The following is a 25,570-nucleotide window of genomic DNA, read 5'->3' as shown; positions in this document are numbered from 1 at the left end:
AATAATGCGTTTTACAGGTTTATGGGCCAAGCGCAGGCTGGAGGCTCCCTACAAGGAGCCGCTTCGTGAACGCGTCCAGCCCCCGCCCTGCCCTGTTCCTGCCCGCCCTCGCCCAACGTTGGCGCGGGCGCCTGCCCGGTCTGCTGCTGGCGGGCGGTGTCGCCGTGGCGGCGATGGCGCTGGCCACCCTGCCGTGGCTGCAGGCGCACGGCATCAGTGCCCTCACCCTGGCCATCGTGCTCGGCATCGCGCTGGGCAACAGCGTGTACCCGCGCTTGGCACCCCGGGCCGCGGCGGGCGTGGGCTTTTCCAAGCAGTGGCTGCTGCGCGCCGGCATCGTGCTGTACGGCCTGCGCCTGACCTTCCAGGACATCGGCCAGGTCGGCGTGGCCGGCGTGCTGATCGATGCGCTGGTGCTGGCCAGCACCTTCGGGCTGGCGTGGTGGGCCGGCACCCGCTGGTTCGGGATGGACCGCACCAGCGCACTGCTGATCGGCGCCGGCAGCGCGATCTGCGGCGCGGCGGCGGTGATGGCCGCCGAACCGGTGGTGCGCGGGCGTGCCGAACAGGTCACCGTGGCGGTGTCGACCGTGGTGGTGTTCGGCACGCTGGGCATGTTCCTGTACCCGGCGCTGTACCAGCTCAACCTGGCGCATGGCGTGCTGCCGATGAGCGAGGCGTTCTATGGCGTGTTCACCGGCTCGACCGTGCACGAAGTGGCGCAGGTGGTCGCGGCCGGGCGCGCGGTCAGCGAAGGGGCCGCCGATACCGCGGTGATCGCCAAGATGGTGCGGGTGATGATGCTGGCCCCGTTCCTGATCGCGCTGTCATTGCTGCTGGCCCGTGGCGCCAGCGCCCAGCCCGGGGCAGCGCGCGCGAAGATCGTGGTGCCCTGGTTTGCCTTCGGGTTCGTTGCGGTGGCCGGGTTCAATTCGCTGCACCTGCTGCCCGCCGGGTGGGTGGCCATGGCCATCGAGGTGGACACGGTTTTGCTGGCCATGGCCATGGCGGCGCTGGGGTTGACCACCCATGTATCGGCGCTGCGCCAGGCCGGCATGAAGCCGCTGCTGCTGGCCCTGCTGCTGTTTGCCTGGCTGCTGGCCGGGGGCCTGGGCATCAACGCGGGCGTGCACGCGTTGCTGGGGTGAGCGCGTGCCGCGTGCAACACTGGGGCGATGAAGCGTGAGCGTGTTCCCCCCGTCGATCGCCGCCGCCTGCACATCCCGTACCGGCTGGTGCTGGATCGCTATGGCGCCGTCGATGAAGCCGAAGACGACCTGATCGACCTGCTGCAGCGGGTGCTGGGCCCGGATGTCGTGGTCCGCTGGGAGCAGGATGTCAGCCACCCCAATCCCTGGTTCCATACGCTGATTCTGGATGTCAGCGACGGCCCGGGCGCGTTCAGCCATGCCCAGCACACCGCGTTGATGGAGGGGCTGCGGGCGCTGGATCTGGCCTGAGCAGCGCCGGCGCACGCCCGACGGGCGGCGCAGCGGGTAGAATGCGCCATGAATGAATTCTCCGAACTGCCCCTGTCGGCCTCGCTGGCGGCGGGCATCGACGCGCTGGGCTATACCCAGATGACCCCCGTGCAGGCGCAGAGCCTGCCGGCGATCCTTGAGCGCCGCGACCTGATCGCCCAGGCACCCACCGGCAGCGGCAAGACCGCCGCCTTCGGGCTGGGCCTGCTGCAGGCCCTGGACCCGTCGGTGATCCGCGCCCAGGCGCTGGTGCTGTGCCCCACCCGCGAACTGGCCGACCAGGTGGGCAAGCAGATCCGCAAGCTCGCCACCGGCATTCCCAACCTGAAGCTGGTGGTGCTCACCGGCGGCATGCCGCTGGGCCCGCAGCTGGCTTCGCTGGAAGCGCACGACCCGCACGTGGTGGTCGGCACGCCCGGCCGCATCCAGGAGCTCGGCCGCAAGCGCGCCCTGAAGCTGGGCGGTGTCACCACGCTGGTGCTGGACGAAGCCGACCGCATGCTGGACATGGGCTTTGAAGAGCCGATCCGCGAGATTGCCGGACGCACCAGCAAGGACCGCCAGACGCTGCTGTTCTCGGCCACCTACCCCGATGAGATCCGCGAGATCGCCCGCGTGCTGCTGCGCGATCCGGTGGAAGTGACTGTCCAGGGTGCCGACAACGCACCGGCGATTCGCCACCTGTTCTGCGAAGTGGACCTGGCCAGCAAGCAGAAGGCGCTGGCCGGCCTGCTGCTGAAGTACAACCCGGAATCGACGGTGGTGTTCTGCAACACTCGCCGCGACGTGGACGACGTGGCCAATTCGCTGCAGCAGTTCGGCTTCTCGGCACTGCCGTTGCACGGCGAAATGGAACAGCGCGACCGCGATGAAGTCCTGGTGCGCTTCGCCAACCGCAGCTGCAACGTGCTGGTCGCCAGCGACGTGGCCGCGCGCGGGCTGGACGTGCAGGACCTGGCGGCCGTGATCAACTACGAGTTGCCCACCGACATCGAAACCTACGAGCACCGCGTGGGCCGCACTGGCCGCGCCGGCGCGTCCGGCCTGGCGGTGAGCCTGGTGACCGGCCGCGAGCGCAACCGCGCCGATGCGCTGGAAGCCGCGCAGGGCAAGCCGCTGGACTGGCAGAAGACCCCGCTGGCGACGGCCCGCCCCGCCGTGCTGCCGCAGGCCGCGATGGAAACCCTGCGCATCGATGGCGGCAAGACCGACAAGCTGCGCCCGGGCGACATCCTGGGGGCGTTGACCGGTGAGGCCGGGCTGTCGGCCAAGGTGATCGGCAAGATCGACATCTACGCCACCCGCTCGTACGTGGCCATCGCGCGCGAGCAGGTAGGCCGCGCGATCGACCGGCTGGAAGCAGGCAAAATCAAGGGCCGCCGCTTCCGCGTCCGCCGGATGTAACGGGGTAGAGCCGACCGTTGGTCGGCTTCCACCATGTCGAACTGCCGGGCAGAGCCCGGCTCTACGTGCCTGCCCGGTAGAGCCGACCGTTGGTCGGCTTCCACCATGTCGAGCAGCCGGGCAGAGCCCGGCTCTACGTGCCTGCCCGGCTTCAATACACCAGGTTGGCCAGCAGCGGCACGTCGCCGTCCCAGCGCTCGCGTCCGCCCAGCCCGGCCAGTTCCACCAGCACCGCCGCGCCCACGACCTCCACCTGCAACTGGCGCGCCAGCGACAACGCGGCCAGCAACGTGCCGCCGGTTGCCAGCACATCATCAACCACCAGCACGCGTGCACCGGCCGGCAAGGCGTCGGCGTGCACTTCAATGGTGTCGGTGCGGTATTCCAGCGTGTATTCCTGCTTCAGCGTGCGGCCCGGCAGCTTGCCCGGCTTGCGCACCGGCACGAAGCCGACGCCCAGCACGCGCGCCATGGCAGCGCCCAGAATGAAGCCACGCGATTCGATGCCCATCACCGCCTGCAGGTTCGCCGTGCGCCACGGCTGCACCATCGCATCGACCGCAGCGGCGAAATCATCGCCATTGGCCAGCAGCGGCATGATGTCCTTGAACAGGATTCCCGGCTTGGGGAAATCGGCGATATCGCGCAGGCGGCCGGCCCAGGCGGGCGTGGCGGAAGACTCGGTCATGGGGCGGGCAACGAACGGGGTGGCATAGGGTAAACGCTTCGGCGCGGCACTGCCCGTCTGGCCAGGCCGCTGCGTTGCTGCGTTCCATCGGTGGCACCCCGGGTTCACGCCGAAATCGCACAACGGTGCGATAATCGCCCTAACCGGCCGTTCACTCCGTTTCCGCGATAAGCAGCGAAGCATTCCCGCGCCCCTGCAGGGCAAGGCAATGCCGGGGTGAGATGGCCAACGGTCCCCGCCACGCATGGCGCGCGCGGGCCTGCCCGGTGCCGGTCGGTACCGGGTTTCCTGTAGAGGTTCATGCAACGTGGACGAGAACACGAAACCGTCGGCCCTGTGCCGCACCCTGGTGGTCCTGATTGGCATCGTGGTGATGCTGTTCGGCCTGGTTCTGCTGGTGGGCGGTGTGCGCCTGGCCCAGCTCGGCGGCAGCTGGTACTTCCTGCTGATGGGCGCCGCGTCGCTGGTGGCCGGCGGCCTGTTGGCCCTGCGCCGCCCACTGGGCGCGCTGCTGTATGGGGTGGCGTTCGTCGCCACCGTGGCCTGGGCACTGGCCGATGCCGGGCTGGAATTCTGGCCACTGGTGTCGCGGCTGGTGATGCCCGCCGTGCTGGCGATGCTGGTCGCGCTGACCTGGCCGGTGCTGCGGCGCAGTCGTGGCCAGCGCCTCGGGCGTGCGGCCTACGGCGTGGCCGCGCTGCTGCTGGTGGGCCTGCTGGGCACGGCGGTGTCGGCGTTCCAGCCGCGCCCGGTGGTCACCGCGCAGGGCGCGTCACCGGCCGTGGTGCCGGTGGCCAAGGGCAGCGAGCAACGTGATTGGCAGCACTGGGGCAACACCACCGCGGGCACCCGTTTCGCCGCGCTGGACCAGATCACCCCGGCCAACATCACCCAGCTCCAAGTGGCCTGGACCGCGCATACCGGCGACGTGCCGCAGAGCGATGGCTTCGGCGCCGAAGACCAGAACACCCCGCTGCAGATTGGCGACACGCTGTACCTGTGCACGCCACACAACCAGGTGGTGGCGCTGGACGTGGACAGCGGCAAGCAGCGCTGGGCGTTCGATCCCAAGGCGACCGCGCCGAACTGGCAGCGCTGCCGTGGCCTGGGCTATTTCGACGCAGGCCAGCCGCTGGTCGGCGCGCCCACCGTCGCCGCCGCACTGAGTCCTGCCGTACCGATCCCTGCCGCACCGGCCACCGTCGCCGCTGCAACGGCTCCGGCGCTGTGCGAGAAGCGCATCCTGATGACCTCGATCGACGCGCGCCTGTTCGCGCTGGACGCTACCACCGGCGCGCCCTGCCCGGACTTCGGCGAAGGCGGCGTGGTGGACCTCAAGCGTGGCATGGGCGAGATCAAGCCCGGTTTCTACACGCTGACCGCGGCGCCCCTGGTGGCCGGCGAACTGGTGATCGTGGGCGGCCGGGTGGCCGACAACATCGAGGTCAACGAACCCTCCGGCGTGGTGCGTGCCTACAACGTGCGCAGCGGCGCGCTGGCCTGGGTCTGGGACCTGTCCCGCGAAACCCCGGACGTGCCGCTGGATCCGTCCATCCACTACACCCGCGCCACCCCGAACGTGTGGACCTCGATGGCCTACGACCCTCAGCTGGGCCTGGTCTACCTGCCCACCGGCAACACCACGCCGGACCAGTGGGCCGGCGAGCGCACCCCGCAGGACGACAAGTACAGCTCGGCGGTAGTGGCACTGGATGTGGCCACCGGCAAGGAGCGCTGGGTCTACCAGACCGTGCACCACGACCTGTGGGATTACGACCTGCCCGCGCAGCCCACCCTGACCGACGTGCCCGACGGCAAGGGCGGCACCCTGCCCGCGCTGCTGCAGATCACCAAGGCCGGCCAGGTGTTCATGCTCAACCGCGCCACCGGCCAGCCGATCACCGAGGTGCGCGACATCCCGGCACCGCAGGGGAACGCCACAGGCGAGCGCTACTCGCCTACCCAGCGCCTGTCGGTGGGGCTGCCGCAGATCGGCGCGCAGACCCTGACCGAATCGGACATGTGGGGCGCCACGCCGATCGACCAGATGCTGTGCCGCATCCAGTTCAAGGGCTTCCGCTACGACGGCATGTTCACCCCGCCGGGCGAGGACCTGGCCCTGCAGTGGCCCGGTTCGCTGGGGGGCATGAACTGGGGCAGCGCGTCGGTGGATCCCACCACGGGCTACCTGTTCGTCAACGACATGCGCCTGGGGCTGTGGACCAAGCTCATTCCGCGCGCGGACATGACCGAAGGCGCCGGCGGCGTGGAAATGGGCGCAGCCTCGCAGACCGGCACGCCGTACGGCTCGCTGCGCGACCGCTTCCTGTCCAAGCTGGGCATTCCGTGCCAGAAGCCGCCGTTCGGCACGCTGTCGGCGATCAACCTGGCCACCCACCAGCTGGTCTGGCAGGTGCCGGTGGGCACGGTGAAGGACACCGGCCCGATGGGCGTCAAGATGCGCCTGCCGATTCCGATCGGCATGCCCACCCTGGGCGGTTCGCTGGCCACCCAGTCGGGCCTGCTGTTCTTCGCCGGCACGCAGGATTACTACCTGCGCGCCTATGACAGCCGCACCGGCGAAGAAGTGTGGAAGGCACGCATGCCGGTGGGCAGCCAGGGCACGCCGATCACCTATGTGTCGCCGAAGACCGGTCGCCAGTACGTGGTGATTTCCGCCGGCGGCGCACGCCAGTCGCCGGATCGCGGCGACTATGTGATCGCCTACGCGTTGCCGGCCACGCGCTGAGCCACGCGCGCCACGGTCTTCGCACCGTGGCGCGCAGCTTCGCTTCATCGCGTGCAGCCCTTACCATGCACGATCACCGAGCACGAACCACCGCCATGTCTGCCGCACCTCCCAGCCGTCGCCCCAAGCGCGCCCCTGCCCCGCCGCAGGATCGCGGGCTCAGCCACGAGCTGATGCAGCTGATCCAGGACAACCAGGGCGATCCGGATTTCATGACCTCCCTGGGTCGCGGGCTGGTGGTGCTGAGCGTGTTTTCGCAGCACCCGCGTGAAGTGACCATGTCGCAGATCAGCACCGAAACGGGCATCTCGCGCGCGGCGGTGCGGCGCGTGCTGTACACCCTGGAGAAGCTGGGCTACGTGGGCGAACAGGGGCGCGGTTTCGTGCTGCTGCCGCGCGTGCTGGGCATGGGCGGGGCGTATGTGGCGTCGTCGTCGATGACCGCGGCGGCGCAGCCGGTGCTGGATGCGCTGCGCGACGACGTGCACGAGTCCTGCTCGCTGGGCGTGCTGGATGGCGATGACGTGCTGTATGTGGCCCGCGCCGAAACCGTGCGGATCATGTCGATCGGGCTGCGCGCCGGCAGCCGCCTGCCCGCGTACTGCACCTCGATGGGCCGCGTGCTGCTGGCCGCGTTGCCGCACGACACGCTGGAAAGCTACCTGGAACGCAATCCGCTGCGGCCGCGCACCGAGCGCACCGTGACGCGCATGGACGAGTTTTTGGACACGCTGGAACGCGTGCGTCGCGACGGCGTGGCGCTGGTGGACCAGGAGCTGGAGATCGGGCTGCGCTCGATCGCCGTGCCGGTGCACGCGCGCAGTGGCGCGGTGGTGGGCGCGCTGAACATCGGCACCCAGGCCGGGCGGATCAGCCTGGGGGTGATGCAGTCACAGTTGCTGCCGCGGCTGCGGGAAGCGGCGCAGCGGTTGGGTACGTTGCTGCATTGAGGGGGGGTGCCGGCGGTGTCCGATTCCGTTCGGGTGTATCGGGATGCCGGCCAGCGGCCGGCGGTGTCCGGTTTCGTTCGGGTGTATCGGGTTGCCGGCCAGCGGCCGGCGGTATCCGGTTCCGTTCAGGTGTATCGGGTTGCCGGCCAGCGGCCGGCGGTATCCGGTTCCGTTCGGGTGTATCGGGTTGCCGGCCAGCGGCCGGCGGTATCCGGTTCCGTTCGGGTGTATCGGGTTGCCGGCCAGCGGCCGGCACTACCGGTGCTGGGCTTACCGCGGTGGTTCGTTGGCTTGTTCTTCGAGGATGGGCTTGGCCAGCGCGAACGCGTGGTTGGCGGCCGGTACGCCGCAGTAGATGGCGGCCTGCAGCAGCACTTCCTTGATCTCGTCCGGGGTGACGCCGTTGTTGCGCGCGGCGCGGATGTGCAGCTTGAACTCTTCGTCATGGCCCAATGCCACCATCATCACGATGGTCAGCAGCGAGCGGGTGTGACGTGGCAGGCCGTCGCGGGTCCACACCGCGCCCCAGGCGGTACGGGTGATGAAGTCCTGGAATTCGTGGGTGAAGTCGGTGCGCGCCTGCAGCGAGCGCTCGACGTGGGCCTCGCCGAGTACGGCGCGGCGCACGGTCAGGCCGGCTTCGTAGCGTTCCTGTTCGTCCATTGGGGATGCCTCGTTTTGGGTGGGGCGTACCGACCAACGGTCGGTACCTACGGTGTGGGGGCGTGCCGGTCACGATCGGTGTGGGGGTGTACCGACCAATGGTCGGTACCTACGATGTGTGGGCGGTCAGGGCGGCGGTGAATGCGTCGGCCGATTCGATGTTGCAGATGTGGCGGCCGGGCACGGCGACGGCGTGGCCGTGGGCGACCCCGCGCGCGATGGCCTCCAGGTCTGCGGGCGGGCAGACCGGATCGTCGTCGCCGGCGATGGCCAGGGTCGGCACGCCGATCTGTGCCAGCTGGTCACGGAAGTCCGCAGTGGCCACGGCATGACAGCAGCCAACGTAGCCCGCCACGCTGGTGGTGACAAAGCGCTGCAGGATGTCCTCCACCTGCGCCGGTTGCGCCGCGACGAAGGCCGGCGTGAACCAGCGTTCGGCCGTGCCTTCGCGCAACGGCAACAGGCCCTGCGCACGCACCTGCGCGATGCGCGTCTCCCAACTCTCGGCCGTGCCGATCTTCGCGGCGGTGGCCGCCACCGTCAGCGTGTGCAGGCGCGTGCCGGCATGCACGCCCAGCCATTGCCCGGTCAGGCCACCGATCGACAGCCCGCAGAAATGGCTGCGTGCCACGCCCAGGTGGTCCCACAGGGCCAGTACGTCCGCGCCCAGGTCGGCCACGCTGTACAGGCCTGGCGGTGCGCTGGAGTGGCCATGCCCACGGCGGTCATAGCGCAGGATCCGGAACCGCCCCGACAGGGCCGCCACCTGCGGGTCCCACATGTGCAGGTCGGTGCCCAGCGAGTTGCAGAAGGTCAACCACGGCGCATCGTCCGGCCCGTCAATGCGGTAATGCAGGCGATGTGTGTCCAGCTCAAGAAAATCCATTGCACCCCTCCAATAAGGGTCAGCGCTGCGCCAGCACGCGGTTGATCCAGGTGTCGGCCATGCCACGCCAGCTGTCGGGCGCGAACGACGCCGCCAGCTGCGTCGGCGACAGCTGCGCGCTCACGTCCGGCATCTCCTGCAGCACCTCGCGCAGGTGCCGCGACTGCGCCAGCGCCTGGCGCGCGGCCTGTTCCACCAGCGCATGCGCGGTGGCCTTGCCCAGCGTTTCAGCCAGCGTCACCGCCACCGCTTCTGCGTAAAGCAGGCCGCCGTGGCTGTCCAGGTGGTCGCGCATGCGCGCCCGGTCCAGCTGCAGGCCCTGCACCACCACGGTCACCTGGGCCAGGCTGCCGGCGCACAGGCGCACGATCTCCGGCACGGTTTCCCACTCGGCATGCCACTGCCCGGCCGCGCGCTCATGCGGTTGCGGCATCGCCACGAACAAGGTGGACAACAGGCCCGGCACCCGCGTGGCCGCGGCAATGGCCGCCACGCAGCCCACCGGATTGCGCTTGTGCGGCATCGCCGACGACCCGCCCCTGCCCTCGCCGGCCGGCTCGAATGCTTCGGCCACTTCGGACTGCATCATCAGCACGATGTCGGTGGCGATCTTGCCCAGCGTGCCGGTGAGCAGCGCGAACGCGCTGCCGAGTTCGGCCACCCGGTCGCGGGCGGTGTGCCACGGCAGCGCCGGCACCGGCAACTGCAGTTCGTCGCCCAGGGCCTGGGCCACGTCCAGGCCGCGCGTCTGCAGCGAGGCCAGGGTGCCGGCCGCACCGCCGAACTGCAGCACCAGCGTGTCGGCGTACAACGCCTGCAGGCGCCGTTGGCTGCGGTGCAATGCATCGAGCCAACCGGCCGCCTTCAGCCCGAAGGTCACCGGCACCGCCTGCTGCAACAGCGTGCGTCCGGGCAGGCCGGTATCGCGCTCGGCATCGGCCAGCACCGCCAGCGCGGTGCACAGCACATGCAGCCGCTCCTGCACCAGGCCTACTGCCTCGCGCAGCTGCAGTACCGCGCCGGTGTCGATGATGTCCTGGCTGGTGGCCCCCCAGTGCACCCAGCGCGCGGCGTCGGCATCGGCGTGGCGCACCTGCGCGGTCAGCGCCTTGACCAGCGGAATGGCCGGGTTGCCGGCCAGCAACGTGGCCTGGCCCAGGGCGGGCACGGCGTACAGGTCGGCCCGGCAGGCCGCTTCGATCGCGCCGAGCGCGGCCGGCGGAATCACCGCGCAGCGCACCTGCGCGCGTGCGAGCGCGGCTTCCACGTCGAGCATCGCCTGCAGGCGCGCGGTGTCGGTGAACACCGCGTCCACCTCCGGCGCGCCGAACAGGCCGCCAAGCAGCGAGGGGAAATCGCTCATCAAACGCCATCCAGTCAAAGGTGGACCCAGCTTACCTGCGCGTCGTCAGGCCGCGCGTGCAGGCCGGCATCAGTAGTCGAAGAACACGGTTTCCAGCTCGCCCTGCATGCGCACGTCCCAGTGGTACAGGCCGTTGCCCTGCGCCTGGGCGATGAGCGTGGCGCGGCGTTCGGCCGGCACCAGGGCCAGGATCGGATCGTCGGCGTTGCCCGGCGCGTCGCTGAAGTACACCCGCGCACTGGCCGCGCGCAACAGACCGCGCATGAACACCAGCACCATCAGGTGCGGCGCCTGCGGCTGCCCCTTGGGACCGGCCACACTGCCCGGGCGCACGGTGGTGAAGGCAAAGCGGCCCTGCGCGTCGGTGGGCACCCTGCCCCAGCCATCGAAGGCCGGGTCATGCGCGTCGTGGCGCGGGTCTTCCGGATGCGCGTAGATGCCCTGCGCGTCGGCCTGCCAGATTTCCAGCACGGCATCGGACACCGGCACGCCCAGGCCATCGAACACCTGGCCCTGCACCTGTACGCGCTCACCCTGCGCCTGGGCCGGCGCGATGTCGGTGCGGTACAGCGGTTCCAGGCCCAGCCGGTAGTACGGGCCCACGGTCTGCCACGGAGTGGATTGGAAACTCATCTGCTTACTCCCACACGGTCATCTTGCGACCGCGCAACACAATGTCGAAGCGGTAGCCGAGGGCGAATTCGTTGGCGGTGTTTTCCCAGTCGAACGAGGACACCATGCGCTCGCGGGCCTTGGCGTCGTCCACGCAGTTGTAGATCGGGTCGTACGCCAGCAGCGGGTCGCCGGGGAAATACATCTGCGTGACCAGGCGCTGGCCGATGCCTTCGCCATGCAGCGAAAAGTGGATATGCGCTGGTCGCCACGCGTTGTAGTGGTTGCGCCACGGGTAGGCGCCGGGCTTGATGGTGGTGAAGCGGTAACGGCCGTGGTCGTCGGTGAGCACCTGGCCGGTGCCGGTGAAGTTGGGGTCCAGCGGTGCGTCATGCTGGTCGCCCTTGTGCAGGTAGCGACCGGCGGCGTTGCACTGCCATACCTCGACCACGCTGTTGCGCACCGGGCGGCCGTTCTCGTCCAGCACCCGGCCACTGACCACGATGCGCTCACCCAGCGGCTGGCCCTTGAAGCCGGCGGTCAGGTCGGCGGCGTGTTCGCCCAGGGTGATGCGGTCCAGCGTGGGCCCGGTCACTTCGGACAGCGTGGCCGGAATCTGGATCGGGTCGCGCCCGGGGCCGCGCAGGCGGGTGGATGCATACGGCAGGTGGATGCGGTCCGGCTGGGTGCCGGGATAGGGCCTGCGATAGCCGCGCAGGTCAGTGGGATCGCTCATGGCGTACTCCGGTTGGCGGGCGGCCGTTGGGGCCGCAGCTGAAAGGCAGTGGCACGCTGCCATGCGAAGGCGGCAGCGGCCGTGAAGCAGGAAAAAGCAGGGGCGGTCACACGCGCTCGATGGCCAGCGCGACCCCCTGGCCCACGCCGATGCACATGGTGGCCAGGCCACGCCGCCCCCCGCTGGCTTCCAGCTGGCGCAGCAGGGTCAGGGCGAGGCGCGCACCGCTCATGCCCAGCGGATGGCCCAGCGCGATGGCACCGCCATTGGCGTTGACGTGCGCGGCATCGTCGGCGACACCGAGCTGGCGCAGGCACGCCAGCCCCTGCGAAGCAAACGCTTCGTTGAGCTCGATCGCATCGAAATCGGCGACGGACAGCCCGAGCCGCGCCAGCAGGCGCTGGGTGGCCGGTACCGGGCCCATGCCCATCACCGCCGGTTCGACCCCGGCACTGGCAAAGCCCAGGATGCGCGCGCGCGGGGTGAGGCCCAGTGCGCGCGCCTGTGCGCCCGACGCCAGCAGCACCGCGGCGGCGCCATCGTTGATGCCCGACGCATTGCCGGCGGTCACGGTGCCGGGCTGGCGGAACAACGGCTTGAGCGCGGCCAACGCGTCCAGCGTGGTGTCCGCGCGCGGGTGTTCATCGCGCGCCACGCGCACGGTTTCACCGCGCTTGCGCCCGGGTGCATCCACCGCCACGATCTCGCCGTCGAAGAACCCGCGTTGCTGGGCGGCGGCGGCGCGCTGCTGGCTGCGCAGCGCGAACGCGTCCTGGTCGGCGCGCGACACCGCGTACCGCTCGGCCACGTTCTCGGCAGTCTGGCCCATGGTCTCCACGCCATACAGCGCGCGCAGCTGCGGGTTGATGAAGCGCCAGCCCATGGTGGTGTCTTCCATCACCTGGTCGCGCGCGAAGGGCGTGCCTGCCTTGCCCATCACGAAAGGCGCGCGCGACATCGACTCCACGCCGCCGGCAATGGCCAGCCCGAGCTCACCGGCGGCGATGCCGCGCGCCACCGTGCCGATCGCATCCAGCCCCGAGCCGCACAGCCGATTGACGGTGCTGCCCGGCACGCTCACCGGCAGGCCGGCCAGCAGCAGGCTCATGCGGGCCACGTTGCGGTTGTCTTCGCCGGCCTGGTTGGCGCAGCCCAGGTAGACCTCGTCGATCAACGCCGGGTCCAGCTGCGGATGGCGCGCCAGCAGCGCCTTCAACGGGATCGCGCCGAGGTCATCGGCGCGCACGCCGGCCAACGCACCGCCGTAGCGGCCGATCGGGGTACGGATGCCATCGATGATGTAGGTATCGTGCAGGGTCATGTCAGGCTCCTTCGCTCATCTGCAGCGGCAGGCCGGTGAGCTCACGCAGCTGCTCCAGGCTCACCCCGTCCACCATTTCCAGCACGCGCGCGCCCGCCTCGCCCAGGTCGAACACGGCCACGTCGGTATACACGCGCGACACGCAGCGCAGCCCGGTGAGCGGGTAGCTGCACGCCTCCACCAGCTTGCTCTGCCCCTGCTTGGTCAGCAGGTCCATCATCACGAAGACCTGCTTGGCGCCGATGGCCAGGTCCATCGCCCCACCGACGGCAGGAATGGCATCGGCCGCACCGGTGCTCCAGTTGGCCAGGTCGCCCTGCGCAGACACCTGGAATGCACCCAGCACGCAGATGTCCAGGTGACCGCCCCGCATCATCGCGAACGAATCGGCATGGTGGAAATAGCAGCCGCCGGTGAGCAGGGTCACCGGCTGCTTGCCGGCATTGATCAGGTCTGGATCCTCTTCGCCCGCTGCCGGTGCCGGGCCCATGCCGAGCAGGCCGTTTTCCGACTGCAGGAAGATCTCCTTGTCGGCCGGCAGGAAGTTGGCGACCGTGGTCGGCAGGCCGATGCCCAGATTGACGTAGGCACCTTCGGGAATATCGCGCGCCACGCGCGCGGCCATCTGTTCGCGGCTCAGGCGGTTCATGCGCGGGCTCCAGCGGTGGCAGTGGCGGTGGCATCCAGGGCAACCACGCGCTGCACGAAGATGCCGGGGGTCACCACGGCTTCCGGGTCCAGGTCGCCCAGCGGCACCACGGCATCCACCTGCACGATCGCGCAGCGCGCGGCCATCGCCATCAGCGGGCCGAAGTTGCGCGCGGTCTTGCGGTACACCAGGTTGCCCCAGCGGTCGCCGTGGTGGGCTTTGATCAGTGCGAAGTCGGCGTGCAGCGGGTATTCCAGCACGTAGTGACGCCCGTCGATCTCGCGGGTTTCCTTGCCGTGGGCCAGTTCAGTGCCGTAGCCGGTGGGGGTGAAAATCGCACCCAGGCCCGAGCCGGCGGCATGGATGCGCGCGGCCAGGTTGCCCTGCGGCACCAGCTCCAGTTCGATCTCGCCGGCGCGGTAGGCCGCATCGAAATGCTGCGAGTCGGCCTGGCGCGGGAACGAGCAGACGATGCGGCGCACGCGCTTGTGCCGGATCAGCGCGGCCAGCCCGGTGTCGCCGTTGCCGGCGTTGTTGTTGATGATGGTCAGCCCGCGCGCGCCCTGCGCGATCAGGGCATCGATCAGGGCGTCGGGCATGCCGGCGGTACCGAACCCGCCAATCATCACCGTCGCCCCGTCGTGGATGTCGGCCACCGCTGCGTCAGCGTTGGCCACGGTCTTGTCGATCACTGCGTTGCTCCTTGCCGTGCCTTGCAGGCGGCGGCGACATACGGGGGAAAACGGGACGCGGACATGGTGCGCAGCGGCGACGACGCGGTCAATCCGACAATCGGACTCATGATGCGATAATCGCACACGTGGATGTCCATACCCGTCGGCTCAGTTGCGCGTCTGGCCAACGCCGACGCGCAGGCCCAGGCAGGCCCACGCCGCCAGTGCCAACGGCAGCGCACACAGCACGTAAAGCGCGGTGGGCGACCAGCCTGCATCGACCAGCAGGCCGACGGTAAGGGGCGACAGGATGGCGCCGACCCGGCCAATGCCGATCGCCCAGCCCAGCCCGGTGGTGCGCACGTCGGCGGCAAATACCACCGGCGCGGCGGCATACAGCCCGGCCATGGCGCCGAACAACGCCGCACCGATCACGAACGCCACGGGGAAGGCGATACCGAGTTGGGTGTTGAAACCGGCGAAGGCCAGCATCGCCACCATCGCCAGCAGCAGGCTGGCTGCGGTGAGCCGCGACAACGCCCAGCGCGACGCCAGCCAGCCGAACAGGCTGCCACCGACAATCCCGCCCAGGTTGAGCAGCACCCCGCCGGTGATGCCCTGCTGGGCCGACACACCCGCCGACACCAGCAACTTCGGCGTCCAGCTCAGCACGAAATAGAACGCGAACATGTGCAGGAAAAACGCCATCGCGATCAGCACCGACACCCGGCGCAGGTCGCCGACGAACAGCGCGGCGTAGCCCTTGCGCCCATCGGCGCGCACCGGTGCCGGCGGCAGCGCCTGCAGCGCGGGCATGTGCATGCGCGCCAGCAACGCGTTGAGCCGCGGCAAGGCATCCGGCGGACGCCGGGCCACCAGGAAATCCAGCGATTCGGGCAGGCACTTGAGCACCAGCGGGATGCACAGCAACGACGCGCCGGCGCCGATCAGGAATACGCTGTGCCAGCTGAAATGCTGCAGCATCCAGGCCGCCAGCACGCCGCCCAGGGTGGCGCCGATGGGGTAGCCGGTGGCCTGCAGCGCCACCGCGGTGCTGCGCCATTTGGGGTTGGCGTACTCGGCGGTGATCACGCCTACGCCGGCCAGCATGCCGCCGATGCCCACGCCGGTGAACACGCGCAGCGCGCCCAGTTGCCACGCGTTGCCGGCCAGCGCCGACAACGCCATGCCCACGGTGAGGATCACCAGGCACAGCATGATCATCGGCCGCCGGCCCCAGCGGTCGGCCAAGGGCGCCAGCAGGAACGAGCCCAGCGCCATGCCGACCAGCCCGGCGCTGAGCATGATGCCCAGCAGCTTGCCCGACAGCGCCCAGTCGGCCGACACGTGCGGCGCGGTGAACGCCATGACCATCACGTCGAAGCCATCGAGCATGTTCAACAGCACGCAGATGGCAATCGCCGTCCATTGGAAGGGACTCATCCGCTCGAGCACGAGCGGGGAAGCGGCGGCGGTGGCATGGCTCATACGGGGATCCTGCGACGACGTAGTGCGGGGGGCGTCCGGCGGGGAGGTCTCAACGACCGGCCTGGCTGGAGGCATGGATGACCTGGAGCACCTGCTGTAGCTGCTCGACCTCGACCTGGCCCGGCGCGGACGGGGTGCCGATCATGCCGAAGGTCAGCGCTTGGCCGAAGGTTTCCCCGGCCAGCCGCGAGACCACGCCAGTGCCGCCCATGGACATGGTCAGCAGCGGCTTGCTGCTGCGCTGGCGCACCTGCCAGGTGGCATCCAGCAGGGCAAGCACGTCGCCGGCGTCGCGCGGCATCACCGCGATCTTCAACACGTCCGCGCCCATCGCCTCCTGGCGCAGCAGCCGCGCCACGATCTCCTCGCGCGCGGGGGTGGCATGGAAGTCGTGGCTGGACATCACCACCTTCACCCCGGCCGCATGCGCCTGCGCGACCAGTGCCGCCACCCGCTCCGGATCGCGGAACATCTCCACGTCGATCAACTGGGTGAAGCCGCCGCGCAGCAGCGTGGCGTACAGCGCGGCGTAGTCGGCGTCGCTGATCGGCTTGCTGCCGCCTTCGGCCTGGGTGCGGAAAGTGAGGATCATCGGCTTGCCGTCCAGCGTGCGCGCGATGCGCTTGCCGAGGGTCACCAGCGCCTTGCCGTCGGTGGCGATGTCCAGGTAGTCGATGCGCCATTCGGCCAGGTCGGTGGCCGGGCTGGCGGCGATCACGGCGGCCTGCTGCAGCGCCTGTTCGGCGGTGGCACCGGTGATCGGCACGATGGTGCGCGGTGCGCCTTCGCCGATGCGCAGCGTACCTACCTGCAAGGGCGTGACCGGTACCGGTGCGGCGTGGGCAACGGCGGCCGCGCCGCCGAGCACGGCGGCCAGCATGAAGGGAGTGAGCGGACGCATGCGGTTCACCAGGAACGAGGGAAGGAAGGCGCGCATCAGAAGGTCACCTTGGCCTGCACGCCCACGGCCCACGCGTTGTCGGTGCGGGTGTAGGCGAACGTGCCGGGGTTGACGATGTACTGCACGTCAGGGCGGACCATCAGCCAGGGATTCACCTGGATGCTGTAGGACAGTTCGAACAGCTCCTCGGCCTGGCTGAGCTGGTACAGCGGCGAGTCAAGCGGCACGCCCGCGTCGGCCAGGGTGGCGCGGCGGGCGTCGACCAGGCGGCGGTTGATGTCCGCGCCCACGTAGCCCAGCGCGATGCTGTCCTGCGCGCGTGAGCCGATGCCCTGGTAGACGCCACCCAGCGCGTACCAGCGGCGGATCTGCGCGGTGTCGGTGTCCGACACCATGTACTGCGCGAAGGCGGTCAGCCCGCGCTGCGGGTCGCCGGCTTCGCGGGTAAGCCGCTGCTCGGCCAGCACATACGCACCGTGGCGGCCGGTGGTGGGCGAGGTATCCAGCCCGCGCTGGTCCACCCGCGAGGTGTCGTAGTAGCCGCCGAACTTGTACACGCCCGGGTGCGCCCCGCCCTTGTCCGGCGTCCAGGTCACTTCCAGCGGAATCAGCGAGCCGGTGGTGCCCGACACGAACGGACGGAACGCATTGCGTTCGATGTTGCCGCCCAGGTTCGGGTTGACCTGGAACCAGCCGGTGCGCACGTTCAGTGCCGGGCTCACCTGCTGGGCCACTTCACCGCCCCAGCGTGCCGTGGGGTAGTTGTACCAGCCGCTGTTGCCGGACATCGCCAGCGGATGCGCGCAGAAGGCGGCGTTGACGAAGTGGGTCAGCAGGCTGTGCAGGCCGAACTGGTTGCCCATGGCGTAGTAGCCCAGCTTGAAATACGACTGCCCGGCGTTGAACGTCTGGTCGTAGCTGGCCTCGGTGAGCCGGGTGTATTGCCCGCCGTAGGCCTCCTGGATCGGAAAGCGGTTGCCGACCAGATCGGCCGAGGTGCTGTTGCCGCGGCGGTCGTTGAGGGTGACGTGGAAGGCGCCGCCGTCCCAGCCGGCCAGGCGGCCCATGTCCAGGTCGACGCCGACCCGGACCTGCTGCGCATAGCGCGCGCCGGTGCGGCCGTAGCCGCCGTCGACCACGCCCATCGCCTCGCCCACGTAGTCGCCACGGAAGCGGAGGCCGCGTTCGTCCAGCGCGGTACGGGTGCCGCCCCAGTCGCCCGTGAGGGTCTTGCCGTCGTAACGATTGCTGTCCTGCGCGTGGGCCAGCGCGGGCGCCAGCACGGCAGCGGACAACAGCAGGGCCAGCGGAGTGGGGTTCGGAAATCGCATCGGAGTCTCTCGGGGTCGACGGGTCAGCGCAGCGACAGCGGCGCGCTCAACGGGGAGGTGGCACCCAGCGCGGACGTCGCGGTGGCGGTGAGCGTGGCGATACCGGCAGCCTCGCCGGTGGTCGGCAGCGCCAGCGTGAAACGGCCCTGCCCCTGCGCATCAGTGACGGCGTCGACGGTGCCGAGCAGGCGTTCGGCGTCGCTGCTGTTCGCGGCACGGTTGCCGAACACCTCCAGCTGGTAGCGCTGCCCCGGCACGCCCTGGAACACCCCCTGCACGGTGCGTGCGGTACCGGTGCCCTGCACTGCCTGCAGCACCGGCGCGGCCTGGCCCAGGTTGGGCGCCGGCTGGCACCCTGCGGTATCGGCGCCGCTGCAGATGCGCGCGCGTTTGGACGGGTCGGTATCCACCCCGCGCCCGCGCGAGCCCACGAAGTTCGCGTGTTCCAGCCCCGGTACGCCGAACACGATCGCCCCGCGCGGCTGGCCCGTGGCACAGGCGCCACCGGCTTCGCAGCGCGCGATCTTCAGCCCGTTGCCCACCATCTGGTTGGCGCTGAAGCGGTTCGGTGCGCTCACCGGCTGCGGACGCACCGCGATGCCGATGCCGTTGCCGGTGATCGTGTTGCCGTCCACCACGTTGTCGCTGCCGGTGACGCTGACCCCGATCGAATTGCCGGTGAAGGTGTTGGCCGCGATGTAGTTGCGGTTGCCCCAGTTGATCTGCAGGCCGTCGGAATAGTCGACGAAACGGTTGCGCACCACCGTGTTGTCGTTGCCCCACAGAATTTCGATGCCCTGCGACGGCTCCGGGTTGGCGGCGGTGGACTGGAACAGGTTGTCGGCCACCAGGTTCCAGGCCGCGCCGCGGGTCAGTTCCAACCCATCGCCGTTGTCGACGAACTGGTTGCGCACGATGCGGTTGTGCACGGTGGTGGTGGCGGTGGACTGGCCCTTGCCGTCGTCGCCGGTCAGCATGATGCCGGCGCCGCCCTTGTTGGCCACGATGCGGTTGTCGTGGATGTCGCTGTGGCTGCTGCGGTTGATCAGCACGCCGATGCAGAAGTTGCGGATCTCAAGACCGCTCAGCGCCACGCCCGTGGTGTCGCGCAGGACCAGCCCCGGCAGCGTGGTGGTGCGCACGTTGGTGCCGGACTGGCCCGGCTCGGCGCCCGGGCAGGCATCGGTGCCGGTGCCGGTGACGTAGCCGACGCCGTCGATGGCGACGTACTGGCCGGCGCTCGCCCACGGCGTGCCGACGATCTGCACCGGGCCGACGATCTCCGGCAGCGGCGACGCCGGGCGGATCACGTACGGCGCGCTGCCCACCGCGGCAATCTCGATGCGGTAGCGGCCGGGAGCCTGGTTGGCGGTGGTGATCGCCCAGCGCAGCGACCCGGGGGCGGCGTCGTCGGCATAGCGGTCCACATGCAGGACCTGCAGCACCTCGGGCAGCGGCTCGGCCTGGTAGGCCAGCGCCAGCGACGGCAGCAGGGCAAGCAGGGTCAGGGAAACAACAGACAGACGGCAACGCATGCGCAGGCTCCGCACAGGGAAAGGGACTCCGGCGGTCTTTCCCCTGTACCTGGCTTCAGTACCGTAGTGGCACTGCCCTCGCCCGCCAGAGGTGGATCGCTTGGAACGGGATTGAAAGTAGGTTTATCGCACTGCACCATTCAAGTGCGTTTATCGACTACGTGTGCGATTATCGGATTTCACCGCTACGACCATTGTCGTAGACGCAGGCACGACAACGGCCACCGCAGGCGCGGCGGCATGCAATAGCGTGCAGTCAGAAGGGTCGCAGTGAAGGCGCGGCGTACCGCGCACCCGGGCTCAGGAGCTGCAGGACAGCATCGAACAGCCTGCCTTGTCACGCGCCCAGTCAGGGCGCTTGCCGGCGAAATGCGCGCGGCCCGGTTGCACGTCGTAGGGGGTACGCAGCACTTCAAGCAGCGTGTGCACACCGCTCATGTCGCCCTGCTCGGCCTGTTCGATGGCCTCCTGCGCCAGCCAGTTGCGCAGCACATACAGCGGGTTGGCCGCCGCCATCCGCTGCTGGCGCATGGCCGCATCCAGCGTATCGGCACGCAGGCGCGCGGCGTACTGCTGCAGCCAGGCCTGCAATGCGGGCACGACGGCCTCGCGCCGCTCGGCGCTGTAGAAGGCCTCGTCCAGCACCTGCACCGACGGCGCCTGCGGATCGAGCGCCATCAGGCCGCGGAAGGCCAGCGTCATGTCCATCTCGCCGTCCTGCAGGATCTGCAACCAGGCGGCCATCATCGCCACGTCGTCATCGCCGCACTGGGCCAGGCCGAACTTGGCCGCGATGTCCTCGCGCTCGCGCTGGGCGTGCACGGCCTGGAAACGGGCCAGCCCGTCATGCAGCGGCGCGACGTCGTCAAACAGCGGCGACAGCGCCTGCGCCAGCCGGGTCAGGTTCCAGTACGCCACCTGCGGCTGGGTGCCGAAGCGGTAGCGGCGGCCCTGTGCGTCGGTGGTGTTCGGGGTCCAGTCGGGGTCGTAGTCGTCCACCCAGCCATACGGGCCGTAGTCGATGGTCAGGCCCAGGATGGACATGTTGTCGGTGTTCATCACCCCATGCACGAAGCCGACTCGCATCCAATGCGCCACCAGGATCGCGGTGCGCTCGCAGATCTGCACGAACCACTGCGCATAGCGCTGCGCGCCGGCATCGGCCAGCGCCGGGAAATCACGGGCAATGCAGGCATCGGCCAGCTGGCGCAGCAAGGCCACGTCGCCGCGCGAGGCCGGCAGTTCGAAGGTGCCGAAACGGATGAACGACGGTGCCACCCGGCACACCACGGCGCCGGGTTCGGCCTTCGGGTGGCCGTCGTAGAACATGTCGCGCACCACCGCATCGCCGGTGCCCACCAGGCTCAACGCGCGCGTGGTCGGCACGCCCAGGTGGTGCATGGCTTCGCTGCACAGGAATTCGCGGATGGACGAGCGCAGGACCGCGCGGCCGTCGGCCCCGCGCGAGTACGGGGTGCGCCCGGCCCCTTTCAACTGAAGTTCCCAGCGCGCGCCGTCGGGGGCCAGCAGCTCGCCCAGCGAAATGGCGCGGCCATCGCCAAGCTGCCCGGCCCAATGCCCGAATTGGTGGCCCCCGTAGTTGGCCGCCCACGGCTGCATGCCGGCATACAGCGCGTTGCCGCCGAACACGCGCGCGAAATCCGGGCTGTCGGTTAGGTCCGGGCCAAGGCCCAGCAGTTCGGCCACCTCGGTGGAAAGCGCCAGCAGCTGCGGCGCGGCCACCGGCGTGGGCATCACCGACGACCATGCGGCACCGCGTACCTCGCGCACGCGCGGGCCGGTTTCCTCGTCGCCGGGAAGGTCGCCGATGAATCGGTTGTCGAAGCGCAGGGGTTGGGTATCCATGCTCACCAGATGGGGGCGCCGCTGCGCCCCCGCAAGTTCACGCCGCGCCCGCGCCCAGGTCCAGCGCCCCGCCGCGCTCGGTGGCGCGCTGGTAGGCAGGGCGCTGTTCGATGCGCTGCAGGAAGCCCTGCAGCTTCGGGTACGCGTCCATGCTGCCTGCACGCGACGCGGCTGCCTGGATCGGGAAGCTCATCTGGATGTCGGCGGCGGTGAAGCGTTCGCCGGCGAACCACGGCGACTGGCCCAGCTCGCGCTCCATCCATTGCAGGTGCAGCTTCAGCTGCGGGCCTACGAACCCCTTCATCACTTTGTCGGCAATGCCACGGGCAATCGGCTTGGCAAAGAACGGCATGGGCGCCTTGCGTACCCGCGCGAACACCAGGCTCAACAGCAACGGCGGCATCGCCGAGCCTTCGGCGTAGTGCATCCAGTAGCGGTAGCGCACGCGTTCGGCGGCCTGGGCCGGCAGCAGTTCGGGCGACAGCTGGCGGGCGCTGTCGTAGCGGTCGGCCAGGTATTCCAGGATGGCCCCGGACTCGGCCAGCACCAGGGCGTCGTCCTGCAGCACCGGCGATTTGCCCAGCGGGTGGATCTCGCGCAGCGCCGGCGGCGCCAGCCAGGTGGTGGGGTCGCGCTGGTAGTTGACCAGCTGGTACGGCAGGCCCAGCTCTTCGAGCATCCACAGCACGCGCTGCGAGCGCGAGTGGTCCAGATGGTGCACCTTGATCATTGACGGGTCCGCAGGTTCAAAGCGACATCGTAACGAGGTACATGCCCTGCCGATGTCATCGGCCGCCCGCGGATGAAAAAACAGCACGCATAAAAAACGCCGGAAGCTTTCGCTCCCGGCGTTTCATTGCAACCTGACGGTAGCGGGGGGTCGATTAGACCGCCTGCACCTGATCAGCCTGCATACCCTTCTGGCCCTGCACGGCGACGAAGGTCACCTTCTGGCCTTCCTGCAGCGACTTGAAGCCGGTGCCCTGGATGGCACGGAAGTGCACGAAAAGGTCCGGGCCGCTTTCCGGGGTGATGAAGCCGAAGCCCTTGGCATCGTTGAACCACTTCACGGTGCCCTGCTGACGATCAGACATGTACTAACTCCTGAAACAATAGTTGAAATAATCGCGGCCGCCGCTTATCGGAGCCGAGACTGAGTTGCAGGCGTTGGTAAAGCGGATCGATGAGCAGATCGTGAGATCAACTGCACCAGGCCACGATTCACGGTGACCCTAGCAAACACAGTGTGGGTGACGATACTCGTGTTTTACCTAAAAAGCGATAGCTGGTTTATTCAGCCATCCCCCCGTCACGCCTGACGGGACAAGGGATTGGCGCATCCTACACGATTTCGCACGCCCCATTCAGACTTTTCCTACCTTAAGATCAGCCAAATGCCCGATTCAAGTTCCGCCATATGCCGCATCTGGGTTGATGCGGACGCCTGCCCCGGGGTGATCAAGGAGATCCTGTTCCGGGCCGCCGAGCGCGTGCAGGTGCCGCTGACGCTGGTAGCCAACCACTGGCTGCGCACCCCGCCCTCGCGGGTGATCGATTTCCTTCAGGTGCCGGCCGGGCTGGACGTGGCCGACAGCGCCATCGTCGAGCGGGTAACCGCCGGCGACCTGGTGGTCACCCAGGACATCCCGCTGGCGGCGCTGGTCATTGCCAAGCAGGGCGTGGCGCTGAACCCGCGCGGGCAGCTGTATACCCCCGACAACATGGCCGAGCGGTTGTCGATGCGCAATTTCATGGAGGAGCTGCGCGGTGCCGGCGTGCAGACCGGCGGCCCGCCGCCGCTGGGCCCGCGTGAACGGCAGGCGTTCGCGGCCGAACTGGATCGCTGGCTGGCGAAGCGTTCAGGGCGCTGAACCGGGAGGGCGGCCGCTGGCCGGCTCTTCATGAAATCCGGGCAGAACGTGCGCTGTCGGCCGCTGGCCGGCTCCTCACGAAATTCGGACACCACGGGGGCTGCCGGCCGCTGGCCGGCTCCTCATGAAATCCGGGCTCCACGGGGGCTGTCGGCCGCTGGCCGGCTCCTCATGAAATTCGAGCACCCCCGGTAGTGCCGGCCGCTGGCCGGCTCTGCATGAATCCAGGCGTCGCCGGGAGCCGGCCAGCGGCCGGCACTACCGGTTTTTGCGGGAGCCGGGCAGAGCCCGGCGCTACGGGGTTTTTGCGGGGAGTGGGCTGCCGGCCGCTGGCCGGCTCCTCATGATATTCGGGCACCACGGGGGCTGTTGGCCGCTGGCCTGCTCCTCATGAAATTCGAGCACCCCGGTAGTGCCGGCCGCTGGCCGGCTCTGCATGAATCCAGGCATCGCAGGGAGCCGGCCAGCGGCCGGCACTACCGGGGGGCCACCACGTTGGCTGTGAGCTGCTGGTCGCTGCTGAAATGACGCGGTTCGCCGGTCAGCGGGTCGAGGAATGCCAGCGCCTGGGCCAACAGCTGCAGCGGTGCCGCGGCGTCGCCCTCGCCCGCCGTGCGCAGCACCGGATACAGGTCGTCGCCCTCGATCGGGGCGCCCAGCGCGGCCATGTGCACGCGCAACTGGTGTTTGCGGCCGGACTCGGGGTGCAGCCGGTAGCGCCAGATCGGGCCGTCGGCGTCGATGACCTCGATGCGGGTGCGGGCATTGGGCTCACCGGGCACTTCGGCCATGCGGAAGAACGGTTCGCCCGCTACCAGCCGGGTATGCCGCTCCAGCGGAAAGGTTCGCCCGGGCAGCGCCGGGGCCAACGCCTCGTAGGTCTTGTCGATGCGTCGCTCGCGGAACAGCCGCTGGTAGGCGTCACGGGAATCGGGGCGGGTCGAGAACAGCACCAGCCCGGCGGTGAGGCGGTCCAGCCGGTGCAGCGGCACCAGGTCCGCATTGCCGGTGCGCGCCACCAGCCGCGCCAGCAGGGTTTCGCGCACGTGCGCCCCGGCCGGGGTGACCGGCAGGAAGTGCGGCTTGTCAGCCACCAGCAGGTGCGCATCCTGATGCACCACCGTTTCAAGGAACGGAATCACCGGCTCCTCGGCCACCTCACGGAAATACTGGATCTCCAGCCCCACCTGCCACGCCCGGTCCGGCGCCAGCGCCCTGCCCTGCGCGTCCAGCACCCGCCCGCGTGCAAAGCGGCTTTCCCATTGCGCCCGGTCGATCCGCGGGAAGCGCGCGCACAGGCCGTCGAGCAGCGTTGCCCACGCGCCCGGCGGCAGCTGCAGCCGACTGGGCGGGGTCATGCCGAGCCCCCGGTACCTGCGTCGGCGTCGGCAGGCAGCGCGGCCACCGCCAGCAATGCCCAGCCATCGCGCTCATCGCCCCGCACATCGGCTGCTGCCAGCCCGGCGTCGATCAGCGCGCGCATCACCGCCGGCCGGTGCAGGTTGACCCACTGACCGCCGGCAGTCCGCACGCTGCCCGTGGCCAGCCCCGCGTCGCCTGACAGGCGACCGCTTGCCGGATCGGCAGCGAAGCGGATACGCAGGCGGCGCCCGGCACCGTAAGCCGACAGCACCGTGCAGGCCGGGTCGGCGGTGACCGGCCCACGCCGGACGCTGCAGATGAAGGGAGCACCGTCGATGACCAGACGGCGTGGCGGGGAACGTGACATGCAGGGCGACAACCGGACCGCGAAGCGCCCAGCGTGCCACCAAACGCCCTCCTCCAGAAGCATCGCCCCGGACACCCCCGGGGCAAACCACTATCATGGTCCTCTTTGCTCCCGGTATCCCCATGGCCCTCACCGCCACCATCCGCAAGGCCGAACTGCAGATCAGCGACATGGATCGCGGCTACTACGCGACCCATAACCTGACCCTCGCCCAGCACCCGTCGGAAAACGATGAGCGCCTGATGGTGCGCCTGCTGGCCTTCGCGCTGAATGCAGAGGACCGCCTGGAGTTCGGCCGCGGCCTGAGTACCGACGACGAGCCGGACCTGTGGCACCGCGACTACACCGGCGACATCCTGCAGTGGATCGACCTGGGCCAGCCCGACGAATCGCGCATCCGCAAAGCCTGCAACCGCAGCCGACAGGTGCAGGTGATCACCTTCGCCGGGCACGGCGCCGATATCTGGTGGAGCAAGCAGGCCAAGGGCCTGGAGCGCTTCGACAACCTCTCGGTGCTGGATCTGGACAGCACCTTCGTGGAACGCTGGGCCGAGCAGATCCAGCGCGCCATGCGCTGGAATGTGCTGATCCAGGATGGCGAAGTGCAGCTGATCAACGACCAGATGCAGCTGGACGTGATTCCGACCTGGCGTAAGCGCATCAAGGAATGAGC

25 protein-coding genes are annotated in these 25,570 nt (G+C 69.3%); 7 read left to right on the top strand and 18 right to left on the bottom strand.

The window, feature by feature from the left end:
• The first annotated feature begins 173 nt into the window (after nucleotides 1-173).
• Genes ACZ0AE_RS08235 through dbpA form a run of 3 tightly spaced genes read left to right on the top strand, consistent with a single transcriptional unit; the run spans nucleotide 174 to nucleotide 2,885 of the window.
• Nucleotides 174-1,148 (top strand): YeiH family protein, encoded by a 975-nt coding sequence (locus ACZ0AE_RS08235; RefSeq protein WP_463602077.1) that lies wholly within the window; start codon nucleotides 174-176, stop codon nucleotides 1,146-1,148.
• Nucleotides 1,149-1,175: 27 nt separating this feature from the next.
• Nucleotides 1,176-1,460, top strand: a complete 285-nt coding sequence (locus ACZ0AE_RS08230) for a hypothetical protein (RefSeq protein WP_038688837.1) — start codon at nucleotides 1,176-1,178, stop codon at nucleotides 1,458-1,460.
• A gap of 48 nt (nucleotides 1,461-1,508) precedes the next feature.
• Entirely contained in the window at nucleotides 1,509-2,885 is a 1,377-nt protein-coding gene (gene dbpA / locus ACZ0AE_RS08225) for an ATP-dependent RNA helicase DbpA (RefSeq protein ID WP_038688839.1), read from the top strand.
• Nucleotides 2,886-3,036: 151 nt separating this feature from the next.
• On the opposite strand, the gene ACZ0AE_RS08220 is transcribed toward dbpA, so the two are convergent.
• Nucleotides 3,037-3,573, bottom strand: a complete 537-nt coding sequence (locus tag ACZ0AE_RS08220; RefSeq protein WP_038688841.1) for an adenine phosphoribosyltransferase — start codon at nucleotides 3,571-3,573, stop codon at nucleotides 3,037-3,039.
• 307 nt (nucleotides 3,574-3,880) lie between these two features.
• On the opposite strand from ACZ0AE_RS08220, the gene ACZ0AE_RS08215 reads away from it, so the two are divergent.
• Both ACZ0AE_RS08215 and ACZ0AE_RS08210 read left to right on the top strand, forming a co-directional pair.
• Nucleotides 3,881-6,322, top strand: coding sequence for a membrane-bound PQQ-dependent dehydrogenase, glucose/quinate/shikimate family (locus ACZ0AE_RS08215; protein WP_463600792.1), 2,442 nt, complete (start codon nucleotides 3,881-3,883; stop codon nucleotides 6,320-6,322).
• A 95-nt stretch (nucleotides 6,323-6,417) separates the two neighbouring features.
• On the top strand, nucleotides 6,418-7,272 hold the full coding sequence (locus ACZ0AE_RS08210; protein ID WP_051598847.1) for an IclR family transcriptional regulator domain-containing protein: 855 nt from the start codon (nucleotides 6,418-6,420) through the stop codon (nucleotides 7,270-7,272).
• A 270-nt stretch (nucleotides 7,273-7,542) separates the two neighbouring features.
• On the opposite strand, the gene pcaC is transcribed toward ACZ0AE_RS08210, so the two are convergent.
• The 15 genes from pcaC to ACZ0AE_RS08135 all read right to left on the bottom strand — a co-directional run bounded on the left by pcaC (nucleotide 7,543) and on the right by ACZ0AE_RS08135 (nucleotide 22,391).
• Nucleotides 7,543-7,935, bottom strand: coding sequence for a 4-carboxymuconolactone decarboxylase (gene pcaC, locus ACZ0AE_RS08205; RefSeq protein WP_463600791.1), 393 nt, complete (start codon nucleotides 7,933-7,935; stop codon nucleotides 7,543-7,545).
• Nucleotides 7,936-8,044: 109 nt separating this feature from the next.
• Nucleotides 8,045-8,821 carry a 3-oxoadipate enol-lactonase gene (gene pcaD, locus ACZ0AE_RS08200; protein WP_463600790.1) on the bottom strand — a complete coding sequence of 259 codons (777 nt, stop codon included), beginning with the start codon at nucleotides 8,819-8,821 and terminating at the stop codon, nucleotides 8,045-8,047.
• 19 nt (nucleotides 8,822-8,840) lie between these two features.
• Nucleotides 8,841-10,184, bottom strand: coding sequence for a 3-carboxy-cis,cis-muconate cycloisomerase (locus ACZ0AE_RS08195; protein ID WP_463600789.1), 1,344 nt, complete (start codon nucleotides 10,182-10,184; stop codon nucleotides 8,841-8,843).
• A gap of 69 nt (nucleotides 10,185-10,253) precedes the next feature.
• Entirely contained in the window at nucleotides 10,254-10,817 is a 564-nt protein-coding gene (pcaG, locus tag ACZ0AE_RS08190) for a protocatechuate 3,4-dioxygenase subunit alpha (RefSeq protein ID WP_038688853.1), read from the bottom strand.
• A 4-nt stretch (nucleotides 10,818-10,821) separates the two neighbouring features.
• Nucleotides 10,822-11,532: a protocatechuate 3,4-dioxygenase subunit beta gene (gene pcaH, locus ACZ0AE_RS08185; protein WP_038688855.1), complete on the bottom strand. Its 711-nt coding sequence runs from the start codon at nucleotides 11,530-11,532 to the stop codon at nucleotides 10,822-10,824.
• A gap of 106 nt (nucleotides 11,533-11,638) precedes the next feature.
• Nucleotides 11,639-12,853 (bottom strand): 3-oxoadipyl-CoA thiolase, encoded by a 1,215-nt coding sequence (gene pcaF, locus ACZ0AE_RS08180; RefSeq protein WP_463600788.1) that lies wholly within the window; start codon nucleotides 12,851-12,853, stop codon nucleotides 11,639-11,641.
• Nucleotide 12,854: 1 nt separating this feature from the next.
• Complete coding sequence (locus ACZ0AE_RS08175; RefSeq protein ID WP_137189252.1) at nucleotides 12,855-13,502, bottom strand: 3-oxoacid CoA-transferase subunit B; 648 nt, start codon at nucleotides 13,500-13,502, stop codon at nucleotides 12,855-12,857.
• Nucleotides 13,499-14,194, bottom strand: coding sequence for a 3-oxoacid CoA-transferase subunit A (locus ACZ0AE_RS08170; protein WP_038688858.1), 696 nt, complete (start codon nucleotides 14,192-14,194; stop codon nucleotides 13,499-13,501). The genes ACZ0AE_RS08175 and ACZ0AE_RS08170 overlap by 4 nt, the downstream gene beginning before the upstream one ends.
• A 150-nt stretch (nucleotides 14,195-14,344) precedes the next feature.
• Nucleotides 14,345-15,664 (bottom strand): MFS transporter, encoded by a 1,320-nt coding sequence (locus ACZ0AE_RS08165; RefSeq protein WP_447593139.1) that lies wholly within the window; start codon nucleotides 15,662-15,664, stop codon nucleotides 14,345-14,347.
• Between the two features lie 49 nt (nucleotides 15,665-15,713).
• Nucleotides 15,714-16,601 carry a type I 3-dehydroquinate dehydratase gene (gene aroD, locus ACZ0AE_RS08160; protein WP_463600787.1) on the bottom strand — a complete coding sequence of 296 codons (888 nt, stop codon included), beginning with the start codon at nucleotides 16,599-16,601 and terminating at the stop codon, nucleotides 15,714-15,716.
• Complete coding sequence (locus ACZ0AE_RS08155) at nucleotides 16,601-17,896, bottom strand: carbohydrate porin (RefSeq protein WP_463600786.1); 1,296 nt, start codon at nucleotides 17,894-17,896, stop codon at nucleotides 16,601-16,603. Before ACZ0AE_RS08155 ends, aroD begins: the two co-directional genes overlap by 1 nt.
• Before the next feature lie 23 nt (nucleotides 17,897-17,919).
• Nucleotides 17,920-19,431 (bottom strand): right-handed parallel beta-helix repeat-containing protein, encoded by a 1,512-nt coding sequence (locus tag ACZ0AE_RS08150; RefSeq protein WP_463600785.1) that lies wholly within the window; start codon nucleotides 19,429-19,431, stop codon nucleotides 17,920-17,922.
• Between the two features lie 300 nt (nucleotides 19,432-19,731).
• A complete protein-coding gene (locus ACZ0AE_RS08145) occupies nucleotides 19,732-21,297 on the bottom strand; it encodes a protein adenylyltransferase SelO (RefSeq protein WP_463600784.1) in 1,566 nt (521 codons plus the stop codon).
• A 37-nt stretch (nucleotides 21,298-21,334) separates the two neighbouring features.
• Nucleotides 21,335-22,027 carry a glutathione S-transferase family protein gene (locus tag ACZ0AE_RS08140; protein ID WP_038688868.1) on the bottom strand — a complete coding sequence of 231 codons (693 nt, stop codon included), beginning with the start codon at nucleotides 22,025-22,027 and terminating at the stop codon, nucleotides 21,335-21,337.
• Nucleotides 22,028-22,181: 154 nt separating this feature from the next.
• The gene (locus ACZ0AE_RS08135) at nucleotides 22,182-22,391 is read right to left on the bottom strand and encodes a cold-shock protein (RefSeq protein ID WP_017356920.1); all 210 of its coding nucleotides are present in this window, start codon (nucleotides 22,389-22,391) and stop codon (nucleotides 22,182-22,184) included.
• A 300-nt stretch (nucleotides 22,392-22,691) separates the two neighbouring features.
• Here ACZ0AE_RS08135 and ACZ0AE_RS08130 point away from each other — a divergent pair, with 300 nt between their 5' ends.
• Nucleotides 22,692-23,168 (top strand): YaiI/YqxD family protein, encoded by a 477-nt coding sequence (locus ACZ0AE_RS08130; RefSeq protein ID WP_447593131.1) that lies wholly within the window; start codon nucleotides 22,692-22,694, stop codon nucleotides 23,166-23,168.
• A gap of 476 nt (nucleotides 23,169-23,644) precedes the next feature.
• Here ACZ0AE_RS08130 and ACZ0AE_RS08125 read toward each other — a convergent pair whose 3' ends face one another.
• Nucleotides 23,645-24,526: a pseudouridine synthase gene (locus tag ACZ0AE_RS08125; protein WP_463600783.1), complete on the bottom strand. Its 882-nt coding sequence runs from the start codon at nucleotides 24,524-24,526 to the stop codon at nucleotides 23,645-23,647.
• Entirely contained in the window at nucleotides 24,523-24,897 is a 375-nt protein-coding gene (locus tag ACZ0AE_RS08120) for a hypothetical protein (RefSeq protein ID WP_463600782.1), read from the bottom strand. The genes ACZ0AE_RS08125 and ACZ0AE_RS08120 overlap by 4 nt, the downstream gene beginning before the upstream one ends.
• Nucleotides 24,898-25,019: 122 nt before the next feature.
• Here ACZ0AE_RS08120 and ACZ0AE_RS08115 point away from each other — a divergent pair, with 122 nt between their 5' ends.
• Nucleotides 25,020-25,568, top strand: a complete 549-nt coding sequence (locus ACZ0AE_RS08115; protein WP_038688875.1) for a YaeQ family protein — start codon at nucleotides 25,020-25,022, stop codon at nucleotides 25,566-25,568.
• Nucleotides 25,569-25,570 lie beyond the last annotated feature (2 nt).

The sequence above is a fragment of the Stenotrophomonas sp. AC248 genome (genome assembly GCF_979258185.1).
This window is presented reverse-complemented; position numbering and strand designations above follow the sequence as displayed.